General features: G+C 64.8%; 15 protein-coding genes and 1 other annotated feature (1 of these 16 cut by a window edge). Of the genes, 2 read left to right on the top strand and 13 right to left on the bottom strand.

The genetic code is table 11. The features are described 5' to 3' along the window. Positions 1-34 (top strand) — a binding site (T-box leader); it begins 199 nt to the left of the window's first position. Between the two features lie 67 nt (positions 35-101). Continuing rightward, positions 102-1,793, top strand: a complete 1,692-nt coding sequence (gene leuA, locus BN2154_RS06890) for a 2-isopropylmalate synthase (RefSeq protein ID WP_050618118.1) — start codon at positions 102-104, stop codon at positions 1,791-1,793. 87 nt (positions 1,794-1,880) lie between these two features. Here the strand turns inward: leuA and BN2154_RS06885 are convergent, their stop codons facing one another. Then, positions 1,881-2,120, bottom strand: coding sequence for a hypothetical protein (locus BN2154_RS06885; protein ID WP_154666653.1), 240 nt, complete (start codon positions 2,118-2,120; stop codon positions 1,881-1,883). A 179-nt stretch (positions 2,121-2,299) separates the two neighbouring features. Here BN2154_RS06885 and BN2154_RS06880 point away from each other — a divergent pair, with 179 nt between their 5' ends. Further along, positions 2,300-2,506, top strand: coding sequence for a helix-turn-helix domain-containing protein (locus BN2154_RS06880; protein ID WP_050619568.1), 207 nt, complete (start codon positions 2,300-2,302; stop codon positions 2,504-2,506). Positions 2,507-2,586: 80 nt separating this feature from the next. Here BN2154_RS06880 and BN2154_RS06875 read toward each other — a convergent pair whose 3' ends face one another. The 12 genes from BN2154_RS06875 to BN2154_RS16265 form a co-directional block, all read right to left on the bottom strand. Next, positions 2,587-3,054, bottom strand: a complete 468-nt coding sequence (locus tag BN2154_RS06875) for an NUDIX hydrolase (RefSeq protein ID WP_050618116.1) — start codon at positions 3,052-3,054, stop codon at positions 2,587-2,589. Between the two features lie 11 nt (positions 3,055-3,065). Then, complete coding sequence (gene rpoD, locus BN2154_RS06870; protein ID WP_238072629.1) at positions 3,066-4,385, bottom strand: RNA polymerase sigma factor RpoD; 1,320 nt, start codon at positions 4,383-4,385, stop codon at positions 3,066-3,068. Continuing rightward, on the bottom strand, positions 4,378-6,144 hold the full coding sequence (gene dnaG / locus BN2154_RS06865) for a DNA primase (RefSeq protein WP_050618115.1): 1,767 nt from the start codon (positions 6,142-6,144) through the stop codon (positions 4,378-4,380). The genes rpoD and dnaG overlap by 8 nt, the downstream gene beginning before the upstream one ends. Positions 6,145-6,221: 77 nt before the next feature. Beyond that, the gene (locus BN2154_RS06860) at positions 6,222-7,226 is read right to left on the bottom strand and encodes a deoxyguanosinetriphosphate triphosphohydrolase (RefSeq protein WP_050618114.1); all 1,005 of its coding nucleotides are present in this window, start codon (positions 7,224-7,226) and stop codon (positions 6,222-6,224) included. 119 nt (positions 7,227-7,345) lie between these two features. Continuing rightward, positions 7,346-7,972, bottom strand: a complete 627-nt coding sequence (locus BN2154_RS06855) for a YigZ family protein (protein ID WP_050618113.1) — start codon at positions 7,970-7,972, stop codon at positions 7,346-7,348. Beyond that, positions 7,969-8,502: a GNAT family N-acetyltransferase gene (locus tag BN2154_RS06850; protein WP_050618112.1), complete on the bottom strand. Its 534-nt coding sequence runs from the start codon at positions 8,500-8,502 to the stop codon at positions 7,969-7,971. The genes BN2154_RS06855 and BN2154_RS06850 overlap by 4 nt, the downstream gene beginning before the upstream one ends. Beyond that, positions 8,490-9,767, bottom strand: coding sequence for a GTPase HflX (gene hflX / locus BN2154_RS06845; protein WP_050618111.1), 1,278 nt, complete (start codon positions 9,765-9,767; stop codon positions 8,490-8,492). Before hflX ends, BN2154_RS06850 begins: the two co-directional genes overlap by 13 nt. 43 nt (positions 9,768-9,810) lie before the next feature. Beyond that, on the bottom strand, positions 9,811-10,317 hold the full coding sequence (locus tag BN2154_RS06840) for a flavin reductase family protein (RefSeq protein WP_050618110.1): 507 nt from the start codon (positions 10,315-10,317) through the stop codon (positions 9,811-9,813). An 84-nt stretch (positions 10,318-10,401) separates the two neighbouring features. Further along, positions 10,402-10,608 (bottom strand): 50S ribosomal protein L31, encoded by a 207-nt coding sequence (rpmE, locus tag BN2154_RS06835; protein WP_050618109.1) that lies wholly within the window; start codon positions 10,606-10,608, stop codon positions 10,402-10,404. A gap of 107 nt (positions 10,609-10,715) precedes the next feature. After that, on the bottom strand, positions 10,716-14,318 hold the full coding sequence (gene addA / locus BN2154_RS06830; RefSeq protein WP_050618108.1) for a helicase-exonuclease AddAB subunit AddA: 3,603 nt from the start codon (positions 14,316-14,318) through the stop codon (positions 10,716-10,718). A gap of 12 nt (positions 14,319-14,330) precedes the next feature. Then, the gene (locus BN2154_RS06825; protein ID WP_050618107.1) at positions 14,331-14,561 is read right to left on the bottom strand and encodes a helix-turn-helix domain-containing protein; all 231 of its coding nucleotides are present in this window, start codon (positions 14,559-14,561) and stop codon (positions 14,331-14,333) included. Between the two features lie 261 nt (positions 14,562-14,822). Then, positions 14,823-15,911, bottom strand: coding sequence for a PD-(D/E)XK nuclease family protein (locus tag BN2154_RS16265; RefSeq protein ID WP_242853710.1), 1,089 nt, complete (start codon positions 15,909-15,911; stop codon positions 14,823-14,825). Between the last annotated feature and the right edge of the window lie 1,311 nt (positions 15,912-17,222).

The raw sequence follows: 17,222 nt of genomic DNA, 5'->3' as shown, positions 1-17,222 counted from the left end.
ATCAGGGTGGTACCGCGTATCATACGCCCCTGACCGTAACAACGGTCGGGGGCGTTTTTGCATCCCTCCCGGCCACTCAAAAAGACTGGAGGCTGTTTCCCATGCTCAAAAATCCCGCTGAAAAGTACATCCCCTTCGTTCCCATCCAAATGGAGCGCCGGACCTGGCCCGACAAGCAGATTACCGCTCCTCCCGTCTGGTGCTCCGTGGACCTGCGGGACGGCAATCAGGCCCTCATCGACCCCATGAACGTGGAAGAAAAGCTGGAACTCTTCCACACCCTGGTAGACATCGGCGTGAAGGAGATCGAGGTGGGCTTTCCCTCCGCTTCCGAGACGGAGTTCCAGTTCTTCCGCACCCTCATCGAGGGCGGTCACATCCCCGACGACGTGACCATCCAGATGCTGGTCCAGGCCCGGCCCCACCTGATCCAGCGGACCTTCGAGGCCATGGCGGGCGCCAAAAACGTCATCCTCCACTTCTACAATTCCACCTCCACCCTCCAGCGCAAGGTGGTCTTCCACACCGATATGGAGGGCGTCACTCAGATCGCCGTGGACGCTGCCCGGCTCATCCGCGCGCTGTCCGAGCCCATCATCCGCTCCGGCACCAACCTGCGCTACCAGTACTCCCCGGAGTCCTTCATGGGCACCGAAATGGACAACGCCGTCTACATCTGCCAGCGGGTGCTGGAAGAGCTGGGTGCCACGCCGGAGAACAAGGTCATCCTGAATCTGCCCTCCACCGTGGAGAATTGCATGCCCAACTACTTTGCCGACGAGATCGAGTACTTCATCAACAAGCTCCCCAGCCGGGACTGCGCCGTCATCTCCTTGCACCCCCACAATGACCGCGGCGAGGGGGTGGCCACCGCCGAGCTGGGCATGCTGGCCGGGGCCGAGCGCATCGAGGCCACCCTTTTCGGCAACGGCGAGCGCACCGGCAACGTGGATATGATCACGCTGGCCATGAACATGTATACCCAGGGCGTGGACCCCGGCCTGGACTTTTCCGACATCAACCGCATCCGTACGGTATACGAGCGCTGCACCAAGATGAAGGTGGGCGAGCGGCAGCCCTACGCCGGCGAGCTGGTCTTCACCGCCTTCTCCGGCTCCCATCAGGACGCCATCAACAAGGGCGTGCAGTACCGGAAGGAGAACCGGTCTCCGCTCTGGGAGATTCCCTATCTCCCCATCGACCCCGCCGACGTGGGCCGCCAGTACGAGCCCATCATCCGCATCAACAGCCAGTCCGGCAAGGGCGGCGCCGCCTTCGTGATGCAGCAGAGCTTCGGCTACGACCTGCCCAAAGCCATGCATGCCGAGTTCGGCCACATTGTCCAGGTGGAGACCGACCGGGTCGGGACGGAGCTCCAGCCTCAGCGCATCTTTGAGCTGTTCCAACACGCCTATGTGGACATCAGCAGCCCCTACACGCTGCTCCGGCACGCTTTCCAGGAGACGGCGGACGTGCAGGGCCGGTCTCACGTGGTCTTCCGTGGCACGCTACGGCACAAAGAGACCGTCTTTGAGGTCTGCGGCGAGGGCAACGGCCCCATCGACGCCTTCTTCAACGCCATTCACGGCCAGAAAATGGACCGCTTCACCTTCGTGGATTACAAGGAGCACGCCATTCAGGCCGGCTCCGACTCCATGGCCGTGGCCTATATCCAGCTCCGGGACGCACAGGGGCAGGACATCTTCGGCGTAGGCGTGGACCACAACATCAACCTGGCCCCGCTGCGCGGCATTCTCTCCGCCATTAACCGGGCGGTCACCGCCAAGCAATAGGCTTATTTACAAAAATTTCCCTCCGCAAAGCGGAGGGAAATTTTTTTGTCGTCTGTTCCATATGCGCACAGTCCAATGGGCCTGGGTCTAAGGCAGACATGGGGCCCACTCCCCTTCCGCCAGGCCGGCAAAGAATTCCCGCACCGCCTCCGGAGTCTCAAAAGAAAGGCTGACTCCCGTCAGGTAGCGGACGGCATCCTGCCATTGATACAGCGGATAATCTTCAGGTTCCACGCCGGAGAGGTACCCGATCGCCGACTCCAGATAGGGCTCCTCCCGCAGGTCAGACAAATAGGTACACCTTACCGTCCGATATACAGTATCCAACAGCTCTTCTCCCTGCCGCATGTAACCGCCCCTCTCACATCCCTTTCACTTACAATACCACATTACTCGCTAAAAGTAAATAATTACTTACTCTTATCCCGTAATAAAAACGTTCTGATTTTGGTAACATAATGTAGGGGTGTATTTTATTGCACGAGAAATACCGGGATAAGTATCGCATGCTGGGACTGCGTATCGCGTACTATCGAAAAATGCGCGGCTACACGCAGGAGCAATTTGCTGAGCGCATCGGAAAAAGTTGGTCCTTTATCAGTCAGGTAGAGGCCAACAACGGTGTCAAGCTGAAGGGAATTTCTCTCGATACCCTTTTTCGTATTTCCGAAGTTCTGGACGTACCTCCCAGCAAATTTCTGGAGGCGGGTTGATCCCTCTGTTCAGAGGAAGCGGGCCTTTTATGAAACAAAAAGACTGCGGAGACGGCTCCGCAGTCTTTTTTCCTGCCTGTTCAATAGAACTGCTCGAACAAATCCTCCAGCAGGGGACGGTAATTCCCCTCCTCCAGCCACTGCTGGACGCGCTGCAGCAGCACGGGCTGGATGTCCGGATAGGTCATATGCTCCGGCAGCCCCTCCACCAGGCGGTTCTCCGCGATCTCAGAGCCCTCCGGCCGACGGCCCAGCTCCTCCACCTCCGCGAAAAATAGCCCGCCGTAGGTGCGCTGCCCGTCCTCGGTGTAGACCCCGTAGGCCGAGACCGCCTCAAGCTGGCACTCGGCCACCCCCGTCTCTTCCAGCAGCTCCCGCCGGGCGGTCTGGTAGATGCTCTCCCCCGGCTCCCGATGGCCTCCGGGCATCTCCCAGGTCTGCCGGTCCCTGTGGCGGCAGAGCAGCCACCGATCCTCATAGCGGGCGGCAATCACCGCGAACTTCAGGTCGCTGTCCAGCGCCTGGTCAAAAAATTTTACTTCCACCATGGTCCGGCACCTCAGTTCAAAAAGTCCTTGAGCTTTTTGGAGCGGGAGGGATGGCGGAGCTTCCGCAGGGCCTTGGCCTCGATCTGACGGATGCGCTCCCGGGTGACGTTGAACTCCTTGCCCACTTCCTCCAGGGTGCGGGTGCGGCCGTCCTCAATGCCGAAGCGCAGCTTGAGCACCTTCTCCTCCCGGGGCGTCAGAGTGCCCAGCACATCCACAAGCTGCTCCTTGAGCAGGGTGAAGCTGGCGGCCTCGGAGGGCTCGGAGGCGTCCTCGTCGGGGATGAAGTCGCCCAGATGGGAGTCCTCCTCCTCCCCGATGGGGGTTTCCAGGCTGACGGGCTCCTGGGCAATCTTGAGAATCTCCCGCACCTTGTCCACCGGCATGTTCATCTCCTCCGAGATCTCCTCCGGGGTGGGGTCGTGCCCCAGCTCCTGAAGGAGCTGGCGGGAGACCCGGATGACCTTGTTGATGGTCTCCACCATATGGACAGGGATGCGGATGGTGCGGGCCTGGTCGGCGATGGCCCGGGTAATGGCCTGCCGAATCCACCAGGTGGCATAGGTGGAGAACTTATAGCCCTTGGTGTAGTCGAACTTCTCCACGGCTTTGATGAGGCCTAGGTTGCCCTCCTGAATGAGGTCCAGAAAGAGCATTCCCCGTCCCACGTACCGCTTGGCGATGGAGACCACCAGACGGAGGTTGGCCTCGGCCAGCCGCTGCTTGGCCGCCTCCCCCTTTTTGATGGCCTTCTTCAGCGCGGCCTCTTCCTCAGGCGTGAGGGACACCTCTTCCCCGTTCTCCCGTGCCTTCCCGATCTCCTCCATCTGCTCCTTGGCGGCGTCGCCGGCCCCCATATGCTGGGCCAGCTCGATCTCCTCCTCAGGGGTCAGCAGATTGACCTTGCCGATCTCCTTGAGGTACATGCGCACCGGGTCGTCGATGCCGAAGGAGTCCACCAGGGTATTGGGGTCCACGATCTCCTCTTCGGGAATCTCCTCGATCTCCTCGATGGGGGGCATCACGTCCTCGGCCAGCTCGGGCAGATAGTCCTCTCCTGCCGTGTCGATGCCCATGTTCTCCATGGCGTCGTAGATTTTGTCCATCTGCTCGGAGTCCAGGTCCATATCCTCCAGGACGTCCATGAGCTCGCCGGAGGTCAGCTTACCCTTCTTCTTGCCCTTTTCCAGCAGCTCGGCTACCTTCTCCGCACCGGAAACGCCCTCGACCACCTTCATCAGCTCCGCCTTGCCGGCTTCGATCTTCTCCTCGCTGGTCATCTGGGGCTTTTGATCCCCCGTGGTCTTGGCGATCACTTTCTTTTCACTCATGGATGCATCCTCCGTACCCTTTTTTCTCTCGGTATTTCTCCCGCATCACCAGAAGGGGGTCGGCTCTGCCGTCCCCCGCCCGCTTGGCGGCTTCGGTCTCTATGATCTCTATGTAGTCCCCCATGGCCTCCTCGGCATTCTGCAGGGACTCCGGCTGGTTCAGCACACCGGTCAGATGGCTCATCTCACCGGGCTCCAGCTCCCCCGCCAGGGCGGGAAGGCTTACAGACAGCCCGGCGCTCCAGCGCTCCCGCAGCAGGGTGAACACCCGCGCCAGCAGCGGTGCGGAGAACTGCTCCGGCCCCAGGCGCTCCGCCCGCTTCAGCAGCTCCGGGTCCAGCAGAACGAGCCGCAGGACCCCCTCCTCCGCCCGAGCGGAGCGGATGTTCTCGTACCGCATGGCCCGCTCCCTGGGCTGGAGCTGGAGGGCCGGGGACAGGTCCCGGCGCTCCTGCTGCTTCTTCTCCTTCTTCAGCCGGCGGGACAGCTCCCGCTTGACCTCCTGGGCCATGGCCTCGGCAGAGATACCCGCCGCCTGGGCGCAGCGGGCGCCGTAGACCTCCCGCTCCACCGGGCGGGCCAGCGAGGCCACCAGCCCCGCCGCGTCCCGCAGGAACTCCACCTTCTGGGCGTCGTCGGTCAGATCGTACTTCTGCCGGATCTGCCGGATGCGGTAGTCGATGTGGTTCTCGCTCTGATCCAGCAGCCGGGCAAAGGCCTCCCGGCCGAAAGACTTGATATACTCGTCCGGGTCCTTGGCCCCCTGCATCCGCAGGACCTTGACCTGGATGCCCGTCTTCTCCAGGATGGGGATGGCACGCTGGGCCGCCGAGACCCCCGCCCCATCGCCGTCGTAGGCGATGACCGCCTCCTTGGTGAACCGGGCCAGAAGCTGGGCGTGGTCCGGGGTCAGGGCGGTGCCCAGAGAGGCCACCGCGCAGTCGAAGCCCGCCTGGTGCAGGGAGATGGTGTCCATGTAGCCCTCCGTGAGGATGATGCGCCCCAGCTTGGTGCGCTTGGCGATGTTAAGGGCAAAGAGGTTGCGGCCCTTGTTGAACACCACCGTGTCCGGTGAGTTGAGGTATTTGGGCGTGCCATCGTCCAGCACTCGGCCGCCGAAGCCGATCACGTCCCCCCGCAGGTCGATGATGGGGAACATAACCCGGTTGCGGAAGCGGTCGTAGACCCGGCCCTCCTTGCTCTTGACCACCAGCCCCACGTCCAGCAGGTCGCTCTTGTCATAGCCCTTCTCCCCCATGGCCCGGATGAGGTTGTCCCATCCGTCGGGAGCCATACCCAGGCCGAAGCGGGTGACCGTGCCCTTGGACAGCCGCCGCTTTTCAAAGAGGTACTCCGCCCCCGCCCGGCCGCCCGACGACCGGAGGGTCTCATGAAAGTAGCGGGCGGCCTCCTTGTTCAGGGCCAGCAGCCGCTCCCGCTTCTTGCGGAGGTCGGCGCTCCCCCGCTCCTCCGGCACCTCCAGACCCGCCCGCTTGGCCAGCAGGCGCACCGCATCGGGAAAAGGAAGATTTTCGATCTCCATGACGAAGTTGATGACGCCGCCGCCCTTGCCGCAGCCGAAGCAGTGGTAGATCTGCTTCTCCGGCACCACATGGAATGACGGGGTTCTCTCCCCGTGGAAGGGGCACAGGCCCCAAAGGCTTCCCCCCTTGGGCGTCAGAGACACATAGTCGGCCACCACGTCGGCGATGTCGCACCGGGCGGTAAGCTCGTCGATGAATTGCGCCGGAATGGCCAAGGATGTCCCCCCTTTGTCGTATCTTTACCAAACTTTGACAGGGCTATACCTAGAAAGCACTGTCACGGTTTTTTCCTTTACTTGACTGACCAGGACACGGGTATAAAGGCCAGAGAGAACTTTTCCACCGCATAGTTGTCCGTCATTCCGGCGATGTAGTCGCAGACGGCCCGCTCCACGCCCTCCCGTTCCCGGATATCCTGGAACTCAGGGGGCAGCCTGTCCGGGTCTTTTCTATAGTATTCAAACAGACGCCGCAGCATGTCCTGGGCTTTGGATTCCTCGCCCTTGGCCACCGGGTTGCGGTAGACCGCCTCGAACATAAACTCCCGCAGATTGTGCATGGCCTCCCGGCAGGCGGTGGACTGCCGGATCTCCCCGGTCCCGGCGCTGGACTCGATGATGTCCACCGTCAGGGTGTCGATCCGCTCGGAATGGGTAAAGCCCAGCACGTTGGAGATCTCCAGGGGGATATCCATGGGGTAGATGATGCCTCCCCGCATGGCGTCGTCAATGTCGTGGTTGATATAGGCGATCTTGTCGGCCAGCCGCAGGAGCCGGCCCTCCAGGGTCTCGGCCGTGTCTGGCCCGGTGTGGCACAGGATGCCCCGCCGCACCTCGTAGGTCAGGTTAAGGCCGTCGCCGTCCTGCTCCAGCCGGTCCACCACCCGCAGGGACTGGACGTTGTGCTGGAAGCCCTCCGGCATAATCTCGTCGAGGACCCGCTCGCCGGCGTGACCGAAGGGGGTGTGCCCCAGGTCGTGGCCAAAGGCGGCGGCCTCCGTCAGGTCCTCGTTGAGCTGGAGGCCCCGGGCCATGGTCCGGGCAATGCGGGCCACCTCGATGGTGTGGGTCATGCGAGTACGGTAGTGATCCCCCTCGGGCTGGAGAAAGACCTGCGTCTTGTGCATCAGCCGCCGAAAGGCCTTGGAGTGGATGATCCGGTCGATGTCCCGCTGGAAGCAGGTCCGGACCGGGCAGGGCTCCGCCGGGCGCTGCCGTCCCCTGGAATCCACCGACCGGCAGGCATAGGGGGATAGGATCTGCTGCTCCAGCGCTTCGCGCCGCTCTCTCACTGTCAAGGTGTTCCGCCTCCCTTGTTTGGGTCTGAGTCGGGTCTGCTGTTATATACACCGCAGGGCGGAAGAAATCCTGCCTCTTTTCAAAATTTCACAGAAAATTCATATTTCTGCGGTTCTTTTTACCGGGGCACATCCTTGAGGCGTTCCCCGGTAACTGCCGGGACCACGCCGCCGGCTGTGATCTCGGTGATACGCTGTGTAAAGGTTTTTACCTTTTCCTCTGGAAGCAGCACGGGCATGGTCACCTCGGCGGCGTATTCCGGTTCCCCCAGGACGCCGCCCAGGCTCTCCGCCTCCAGCTTTACCCGCTCGAACAGGCTGTAAGGCACGGTCAGAGTCACCTGAGTCCACCGGCGGACCACCGAGATGCCGGCGGCATTCAGAGCGTCCTTGGCGCTCTGCGTATAAGCGCGGACCAGTCCCCCTGCCCCCAGCAGGATACCGCCGAAATAGCGGGTCACCACGCACACTACGTTGGTGACCTCCTCCCGCTGGAACACGTTGAGCATGGGCTGGCCGGCGGTGCCCTGGGGCTCCCCGTCGTCGGAGTAGCGCTCCACGCCCCCCTCCCGCAGCCGGTAGCACCAGCAGTTGTGGCGGGCATCGTAGTGACGCTTCTTCATCTCCTCAATGCGGGCGCGGGCCTCCGCTTCGCTCTCCACCCGCCAGACATGTCCGAGGAAGCGGGAGCGCTTCTCCGTAAATTCCGTCTCTGAGGCGCGGGTCGGGATGTAATATTCCGTCATAGAGCCTGCCACTCCTCCCTGGTCAGGGCATAGTGGAGCTCGGTGCGTTCCTCTCCCATCAGCTCCACCCAGGTCTGCGCGGTGAAGCGGTAGCGAAAACCGCACTTCTCCACCACCCGGCGGGACCTGTCGTTGAAATCGTAATGGCCGCACCACTGGGCGTTGAGGCCCAGGTCCTCGAAACCGTAGCGCAGGATCTCCCGGACGGCCTCTGGCATGAGGCCCCGGCCCCAGCAGGCCGGGCTCATGGCGTAGCCGATCTCGTTGTCCGGACCAGGCAGCAGGGTCTGGTGCCCGCCCACATAGCCGGCGGACCCGATCACCTTGCCGTTCTCCTTCAGTTCCAGGGCGAACACGCCGGGCTGGGCAAAGACGGTGCGGATGATCGCCAGACTCTCGGCCTGGTCCCGGTGAGGCTGCCATCCGGCGGCGGGACCCACCCGGGGGTCCCGGCCATATTCAAATACATCGGCGGCGTCCCGGTCCTCGAAGGGCCGCAGGATGAGCCGGGGCGTCTCTAATCGTTCCATACAAATTCCTCCACCTGGCCCAGGACCTTGGGGGTGCAGACGGCGGTGACCTGAATGGTCTCCCCGTATTCCACCGCCTCCACCTTAGCCTCCCGATAGAGCATGTCCACCAGCCCACCCTGGCTGTAGGGCAGGCGGAGGATAACCTTGTGGGCGCCGGCGTCCAGCCGCTTGCCGATCCTGGCGATGAGCTGGTCCAGCCCTGTCCCCGTCCGGGCCGACACCGTGACGATATCCTCCCCGTGGGGGAGGATATCCCCGGTGTACCGGTCGGCTTTGTTAAATACCTCGATGCGGGGGGTCTGCTCCGCCCCCAGCTCCCGGATGAGGGCGTCCACCACCTCGGCCTGCTGCCGCCACTCCGGATTGGAGCCGTCGATGACGTGGAGCAGCAGATCGGCAAAGGACAGCTCCTCCAGGGTGGCCTTGAAGGCCTCCACCAGGTGGTGGGGCAGCTTGGAGATAAAGCCCACCGTGTCAGAGATGAGCACCGTGCAGGTGTCAGAGATCTCCAGGGTGCGGGTGGTGGTGTCCAGCGTATCGAACAGCCGGTCATTGGCGGGGATATCCGAGCCGGTCAGCTTGTTGAGCAGCGTGGACTTGCCCGCATTGGTATAGCCCACGATGGCCACCACCGGCACCTCGTTTTTGATGCGGCGCTCCCGCTGCACCCCCCGCACCCGCCGGACCTGCTCCAGGTCCTCCTCCAGCTTGGCAATCTTTTTGCGGATGTGCCGCCGGTCCGTCTCCAGTTGGGTCTCACCGGGGCCGCGGGTGCCGATGGGGGATTTCCCGCCGGAGGCGGTCTGCCGCACCAGGTGGCCCCACATGCCGGTGAGGCGGGGAAGCAGGTATTTGTACTGCGCCAGCTCCACCTGAAGGCGGCCTTCCTTGGTGCGGGCCCGCTGGGCAAAGATGTCCAGGATGAGGGCGGAACGGTCCATGACGGACACTCCCAGCTCCTCGGACAGCACCCGCTGCTGGGAGGGAGACAGGGCGTTGTCAAAGATCACCATGTCGGCCCCCTGGGCGGTGGCCAGCTCCCTGACCTCCGCCACCTTGCCCTCCCCGATGAAGGTCCTGGGATCGGGGGTATCCTTGTTCTGGAGCACCGTGCCCACGCACCCGCCCCCCGCCGTCTCCAGCAGGGCGGCGAGCTCCTCCATAGAGCGCTCCGTGGCGGTCTCCTCCCGGTCCAGGGCTGGAGAATTAAGCCCCACCAGCACCGCCTGATTGACTTTTACTTCCGTCGTATTCTCTGCCATACATCCTCCGTTGCCTCAGCGTCCGCCGTATTCCATCCGGACGTCAGACCTTTTTCAAACACTCCACAATCTCGCCGATATAGATCCGGTGATAATCCTGGTCCGGATACCACTTGCCATCAATCCCGGGGTCCAGGAAGTGGGCGGGGTCCATGTCCTGCCAGTACAACTTGCGGCAGACCAGCACCAGCTCGGCCTCCTCGAAATAGGGCGCGTTTCCCGCTCCGGCGGCTACCGTAAAGCCGCATTCCCTTATCTTGTCGATGTCCCGGCCGCTCCTGGCCCCACAGAGGGCCAGCGCCTTGCGGTGCTCCTCACCGAAAAAGGCCAGCGTGAAGTAGGCCTCCCGCTCCACAAACTCCCTGGTGTACCGCTGGGGCCGGATGTAGCAGGTGGCCACATTGGTCCCCCACAGCACTCCAAGGCCCCCCCAGCTCGCCGTCATGGTGTTGCATCTCTCGGGCGTTCCGGCGGTGATCAGCATCCACTGGTCCCCGATCAGGGAACATACATTTTGATCCAGGGTCTTGACGTCGATTCTCTCAAGCATGACTTTTCCTCCCGTTCACAGATGCTTTCAGTATATGCGAAAGGACCCGCGCCGAAACCGGCACGGGTCCAAAAAGCTGCAATCTTACTTCTGGTCCAGACCAAACTTCTTGTTGAAGCGGCTGACACGTCCGCCCGTATCCACCATCTTCTGCTTGCCGGTGAAAAAGGGGTGACACTTGGAGCAAACCTCCACCTTAATGTCCTTCTTGGTAGAACCGGTCTCGATCACGTTACCACAGGCGCACTTGATGGTGGTCTGCTGGTAGTTGGGATGGATGCCTTCCTTCATTTTCGTTCACCTCTTTCTCCCCGGGGATATGCGCACAAACGCAACTAGTATAATAGCATAGGCTCCCAGAAAATGCAACTGTTTTTTTGCATTTTGCCCGTAAAATTTCACACCTCCACCGCCCGGTCCAGCCGGAAAAACCACAGGACCCGGCGGACGACCCGCCGCCCGGTGACCTCCTCCAGCGCCCGGCTGTAGGCCATGAGCTGGGGCCGGTACTCCTCCGCCCGGGCCAGAACGGTTTGCTCTGTCACCCGGTCGGTCTTAAAGTCCACCACGGTGATGCCCTCCAGCGTTTCAAACCAGCAGTCCACCACACCCTGAAGCAGCACCTTCTCCCCCGCCCCGGCCTGGGCGTAATAGTCCGCCGCCGGGACCAGAATGGAAAATTTATACTCCCGGTGGAGGCTGGTGGAGGCCATCAGCTCCCGACCCAGGTCCGAGGCAAAGAAGGCGGCAATACGCGCCGGGTCCGCCGCCTCGCCCTGCTCCGGGGTGAGGAGGGCCCGGTCCACCAGCCGCCGGATCTCCTCCGCCGCCCCTTCCCGCGTGCCTGCCCGCTCAAAATCCAGGTACTGCATCACCAGGTGCAGGGCGGTACCCTTCTGGGCGGCGGTGAGGCCCAGCTCCTCGGCGGCGAACCGGGGCCGGCCAAAAGGCGCCGGCGCGGCGGAGGGCTCCGTTGCCGGTCCGGCGCCCTCCCGCACCTCCTCGTCCAGGGCCCGGCCCTTGAGCTGGGTGGCGGTCAGCTTGGAGGGGATGTCCGCGTCGGCGGCGTGGGGATAGGTCCAGGCCAGGCGCTCCGCCAGCCCCCGGTCCGCCGCCGCCAGGTCCGCTTCCGGTCCTTCCTGCCGGCTAGACCGCCGGCCCGGGGCCTGGAACAGCGGTCCGCCGTCCACCCACCGGATGTCCCATGCGGGGCCGCACGGGGCCGCGGCCACATCCACATAGCACTCCGCCGCCCGCCGCAGGGCCTCCCCGTCGGGCCTGGCCAGGGCACAGAGCAGCACCCACTGGCCCACGCTCTGGGTGGCCAGCAGGGCCTGGGGCTCCACGGGACAGCCTGCGTCCCCCGCCAGGCGCTGGAGCTCCCGGGCCCCTCCGGTGAGGGCGCAGGACAGGATCAGCTTCTCCTTGGCCCGGGTGACAGCCACGTACAGCAGCCGCAGCTCCTCAGCCATCATCTCTCCCTCCAACTGCCTGGCCACCGCCTTCCGGGCCAGGGTGGTGAACTCCACCATCCGTTCCCGGTCCAGGCCCTTGGGCCCCACCCCCAGCTTGGGGTGGAAGAGCATGGGCTTCTGCATATCCTCCCGGTTTAACCTTCTGGCCAGCCCGGCCAGGATGACCACCGGGAATTCCAGCCCCTTGGACTTGTGGATGCTCATCAGGCGCACCCCCGCCCCCTCCCGGCCGGTGGCGGCGGCGGTGAGGGTCTCCCCGTTCTCCCGCAGCCGGGCCAGGTGGGTAAGGAAGCCGAACAGCCCCTTGTGGCCGGCCTCCTCGAACTGTCGGGCACACTGGGCCAGCGCCAGCAGGTTGCCCCGCCGCCGTTCCCCGTCTCCCATGGCGCCGAAGACCCCCAGCAGGTCGGTGCGGTCGTAGACCTGCCACAAAAGCTGGTGGCAGCTCAACTCCCCCGCCAGGTCCCGCAGCTCGTCCAGCTTCTTCAGGAAGGCCAGGCAGTCGGCCTCCCCCCGCTCCGCCCCCAGCAGCAGGCAGCCGTAGAAGTCCGTCTTTCCGTCCGCGCCCCGCAGCAGGGCCAGCCGGTCGGCGGTGAAACCGCAGATTGGGGAGCGCAGCACCGAGAGCAGGGCCACGTCCTGCCGCGGATTGTCGATGATCTGGAGCAGGGACAGGGCCACGTTCCCCTCGGTGGAGGCAAAAAAGTCCTCGCCCCCTTCGGCCTCCCAGGGGATGTCCCGCTCCCCGAAGGCCCGGGCATAGTGGCGCAGCACGGTATTGGGGGAGCGCAGCAGCACCACGATATCGGCGCACCGCACCGGGCGCAGCCCCCCCTCCCCATCGGAGACCTGGAAGCCCTCGTCCAGCAGCTCCTGGACCCGCCGGGCCACGAACCGGGCCTCCAGCAGGTCCCGGGCGGGCGTTTCGCCCTCCCCGCCGTCCTCACCGTCTCCGCCGCCGGACAGGTCGATGGCGTCCAGCTCCACCGCGTAGTCCGCCTCATCCCCCGGGAAGGCCGCGCCGGGATAGAGGCTCTCATCCGGGCCGTAGTCCATCTCCCCGAACTCCCGGGACATCAGGGCGCGGAACAGGTCGTTGGCCCCCTCCAGCACCTGGGGCCGGGAGCGGAAGTTCCGGGTCAGCAGGATGCGGCGGGGCTCCCCCTCCGCCGCCTCTCCCGCGGGCCGGAAGGTGCGGTACTTCTCCAAAAAAATAGTGGGGTCGGCCAGGCGGAAGCGGTAGATGGACTGCTTCACGTCCCCCACCAGGAAGAGCTTCCGCCCGCCGCCGGAGACAGCCTGAAAGATGGCGTTCTGCACCTCGTTGGTGTCCTGGTACTCGTCCACCATCACCTCGTCGAAGCGGGCGCTCCACTGCTCCGCCAGCTCGGTGGGGGCCCCGTCCTCCGTCAGCAGGGCCACCGCCAGGTGCTCCAGATCGGCAAAATCCAGCAGGCTCCGGCGGCGCTTTTCGGCAGTATAGGCGGCGGAGAAGTCCTCCACCAGGGCGAACAGCCCCCGCACCGCCGGCCATACCAGGGCCATGTCGGCCAACAGGTCGGCGCTGGAGTCCTGGAGCAGCTCCCGGAGCTTTCCCATCCGTTTTTTGCATTTTTCCCGGATAGCCTTGATCTGCTCCTGGGCCATGGGATCGCCGCAGCTCCGCACCGCCCCCAGCTTGGGGAACGGGATCTCCGACAATGCCGCCGCCCGGTCCCACCCCGCCTCCGCCGCCGCGACAAAGGCCCCCAGGCCCTCCACCGTGGCGGACAGGCTGGGGGCGTAGCCCCGCTCCAGCTTCTCGTCCCCCGCGCACAGCTCCCGGGCGTGGGCCATCCGGCCCTGCCAGTACCGCCCCTGCCGTGCGGCGTCGGCCAGCAGCAGCCGGCCCCACACCGTCTCCCCCGCGTCCGCCGTCCCGGACAGGTCGAAGGCGGCAAGCTGTTCCCTCAGCCAGGCGGAGGGGTCGGGGTGGGCCTGGACCTTGCCGTAGATGTCCAGAGCGATCTGCACCAGCCGGCTGTCGTCCCGCCCGGCGGACAGGGTGTCCACCAGCAGGGCAAAATCCGGGTCCTCCCCGATGGTCTCATACCGCCTTTCCAGCAGGTCGTCCATGGCCCGGAGTCGCAGCACCCCCGCCTCCCCCTCGTCGCAGAGGCGGAAGTCCGCCTCCAGGTCCAGCAGGTGGCCGCACTCCCGCAGGAGCTGGGCGCAGAAGGCGTGGATGGTGGAAATCTGGGTCTTGTAGACCAGGGTGGCCTGCCGCCGCAGATGGCGGTCGCCGGGCTTTTTCGCCAGCCGGGCGGCCAGCTCGTCCACGATGCGCCCGCGCAGCTCGGCGGCGGCGGCCTTGGTGTAGGTGATGACCAGAAAGCGGTCGATGTCCAGCCCCTCGTCCTCCACCCGGGACAGGAGCCGCTCCACCAGCACCCGGGTCTTGCCGGAACCGGCGGCGGCGGCCACCAGCAGGCAGCCGCCCCGGTCGGTCACCACGGCGCGCTGCTGCGTGGTCAGGGGAAAGGACATGTGTAACGCCTCCTATTCGTCCAACTGATGCAGTTGGGGATCGTCCGTGCGGCCAACTAAATAGTCCATGGATACCTCAAAATGGTCCGCCAGCAATTCCAGTTTTTTGCTCGGAATATTGATCGTTCCGGCTTCAATCGCCTGATAATGACGCACAGAACATTCCAATAATTCTGCAAGGTCCTTCTGTTTCTCAACTCTGTCATTGCGTAACTGCTTCAGCCGTTCTCCAAACTTCCTCATTTTCTCTCTCCTCTTGACATGATATTATATATCGTGTATAATAAAAACACGATATATAATCTCGTGTTCAGGTGATTCATATGTTTGACCTCTTACGGCTCAACGAGCTCTTCCCCCAGGATACGCCCCCGGAATACCACGCCAGGCTCCAGGCCGTGGACCGCTATCACCAGGAGCTTCTGCGGACCTGCTCCATGGACTTTCTGGACGCCTACTGGTCCGAGGTGGTCCGGCTTTTCGGCGTCCTGGAGGACCAGGCCTTTATCCGCGGCCTCCGCCTGGGGGCGCAGCTTGCCCTGGGTCTGACCGCCCCTCTATCGACGCCCAGACCGCCTTGCCGTCCAGGTTCGGCAGATACCGGCGGCAGTCCCCGCCCCGGCCCTCCTCGAAGTGGCAGGCGGCGGCGTAATCGCAGTAGAGACAGGCGTTCTTCTCCGGTCCCCGCCAGAAGGGGTCGGCGGCGATGCTGCCCGCGGCCAGCTCCCGGCCGATCTCCTCCAGGATGCGCTGGGTGTGGATCTTCAGCCGCCCCAGCCGCTCCGCCGACACCAGCGCGTCGCCTGAGATCGCTCCGGTCCGGGCGCTGACCCGCAGGGGCAGAAACCGCGCCCCCTCCGGGCCCAGAGGCTCCATGGCCTCCACCACCTCGGGGTCGTCCAGCACCAGCCCCCGGCGCTTGAGCTCGGCGTCGGCCTCCCTGCGCCGCTGGACCTCGTCCATGGACCGGCTGCCCTGGACCACCGCCTCCCGGGCGGGCAGGTACAGCACCCCGGCGGGGACCGTCTCACGGCCGTAGCGCTCCGCCCCCTTCTCCTCCAGCGTGAAGAGGTAAAGCAGCATCTGGAGCCCCAGGCCGTTCCAGATCTCCGTCAGGTCAAAGGACTTCCGGCCCGTCTTGTAGTCCACCACCCGCAGGTAGAGCCGCCCGTCGTGGACCCAGCCGTCCACCCGGTCCACAAAGCCCGACACGCTGACGGTGACGCCGTCCACGGTGAGCTCCACCGGGGGCAGACCGTCCCCCGTGCCGAAGCCCAGCTCAAAGTCGATGGGCTGGAACTGGGAATGGGCCAGCTCGTCCAGCACGTTGCGCACCACCTGGGTCACCGGGCGGACCAGCCGCTGGAAGAGGTAGACGAACCGGGGCGTCTTGTTCTCCAGGCCCCCCAGCTCCTCCCGGATGTAGTCCTCCATGATGGCCTTGATGCGGCTCTCCACCGCCTTTTTGTCCGCGGTCCCCCGGCAGGTCTCGTCCTGAAGGACATGCTCCAGCACATAGTGGACGAAGGTGCCGTACTCCGGGGCCTGGAACCCGGCGGCCTGCCGGGCCCGGGCCTTCAGTCCGTACTGCATGAAATAGGAAAAGTGGCAGGACTTGTACTTGTCCATCCGGGAGGCGGACATGGGCACCCGCCGGCCGTACAGGGCGGACACCGCCGCCGGGGACAGGCTGCCCCGGGTCAGCTCCGCCGCCCGCTATGTGCTGGAGCATGTCCTTCAGGACGAGACCTGCCGGGGCCCGGGCCGACCGGCCGGCCATCTCCAGGGCGGGCCGGGGGGCGGCGAGCCGGAAAGCCCCGTTCAGGCTCCCCTCCTCTACGGTCCGGTTGTGGGGGAACAGCAGCCGCAGCCGCCCCACCAGGAACGAGGGCCGCCGCTCCTCTCCCTGGGGCCCCCGGGCGGGCCAGCTCACCGTCAGCCGCTCCGTAGGCCGGGCGCAGGCCTCATAGACGATGGTCATTTCCCGGTCCAGCTTGTCCGCCAGCCGGGGGGAGAGCTCCAGCCCGAAGGAGGACAGCAGGCTCCGGTCGTCGTCGGTGAGCAGTCCGGGGGCTGGGGCGGTCTGGGGGATGGCGGAGTCGTCCGCCCCCAACAGAAACAGGGCCTTCACCGCCCGGCTGCCCATCCGGGCCGCCTCGCCCGCGGTCACCCGGTCCAGGGACACGGGGATGGAGCCCACGTCGTACTGGGAGAGCGCCAGCTTCAAAAGCTGGGCAAACTCGGGCAGCTCCATGGGGGCCTGGTCCAGCAGCCGAGCGCACTGCTCCAGGCCGCCACACAGGATGTCCCAGAGCTGCCGGTCCTCCTCCGCCCGCTGGAGCTCGCCCCGCCGCCGCAGCGTCTCCGACCGGGCGGCCAGCTTGTCCGGCAGGCCGATGTCCTCCAAAAAGCGGTAGAGGGCCGTCGCCTGGCCCCGGCCGGTCTGATCCCGGTTCTTCCGCAGGGTCTCCAGCGGGCCGGTCACCCGCCGCCGGGCGGCGTTGACCCGGTCCAGGACCGCCCGGTCCCCCTCCTCCCAGGCAAAGCCGTAGCCTCTGGGGTGCATGGTCCAGTCGGCCTTCTGGGTCCAGCGGCTCCCCTTCAGGTCCCATTTGAGGACGTAGTTTTCCAGCACATCCACATCGTCCCGGTCCAGGTCGGTCAAGCTGGTCTTCAGGTAACGGAAGGTCTCGTCATAGGCGTACTCCCCCGCCACCGTGTCCAGCGCCCCGGTGACCACGGCGAACACCGGCCGCTGGAGAATGTCGGTCATGCCATCGAGAAAGACGGGGATACCGTAGCGGCCGAACACCTCCTCCACCAGCGGAGCATAGGCGTCAAAGCCCCGGCCGGTGACGGCGATGTCCCGGAAGCGGCAGCCCTCCTCCCGGACCAGCCGCAGCA

Source organism: Intestinimonas massiliensis (ex Afouda et al. 2020) (genome assembly GCF_001244995.1).
GTDB classification, from domain to species: Bacteria; Bacillota; Clostridia; order Oscillospirales; family Oscillospiraceae; genus Intestinimonas; species Intestinimonas massiliensis.
Note: the sequence above shows the minus strand (reverse complement) of the source record. Positions and strands in the feature narration are given on the sequence as shown.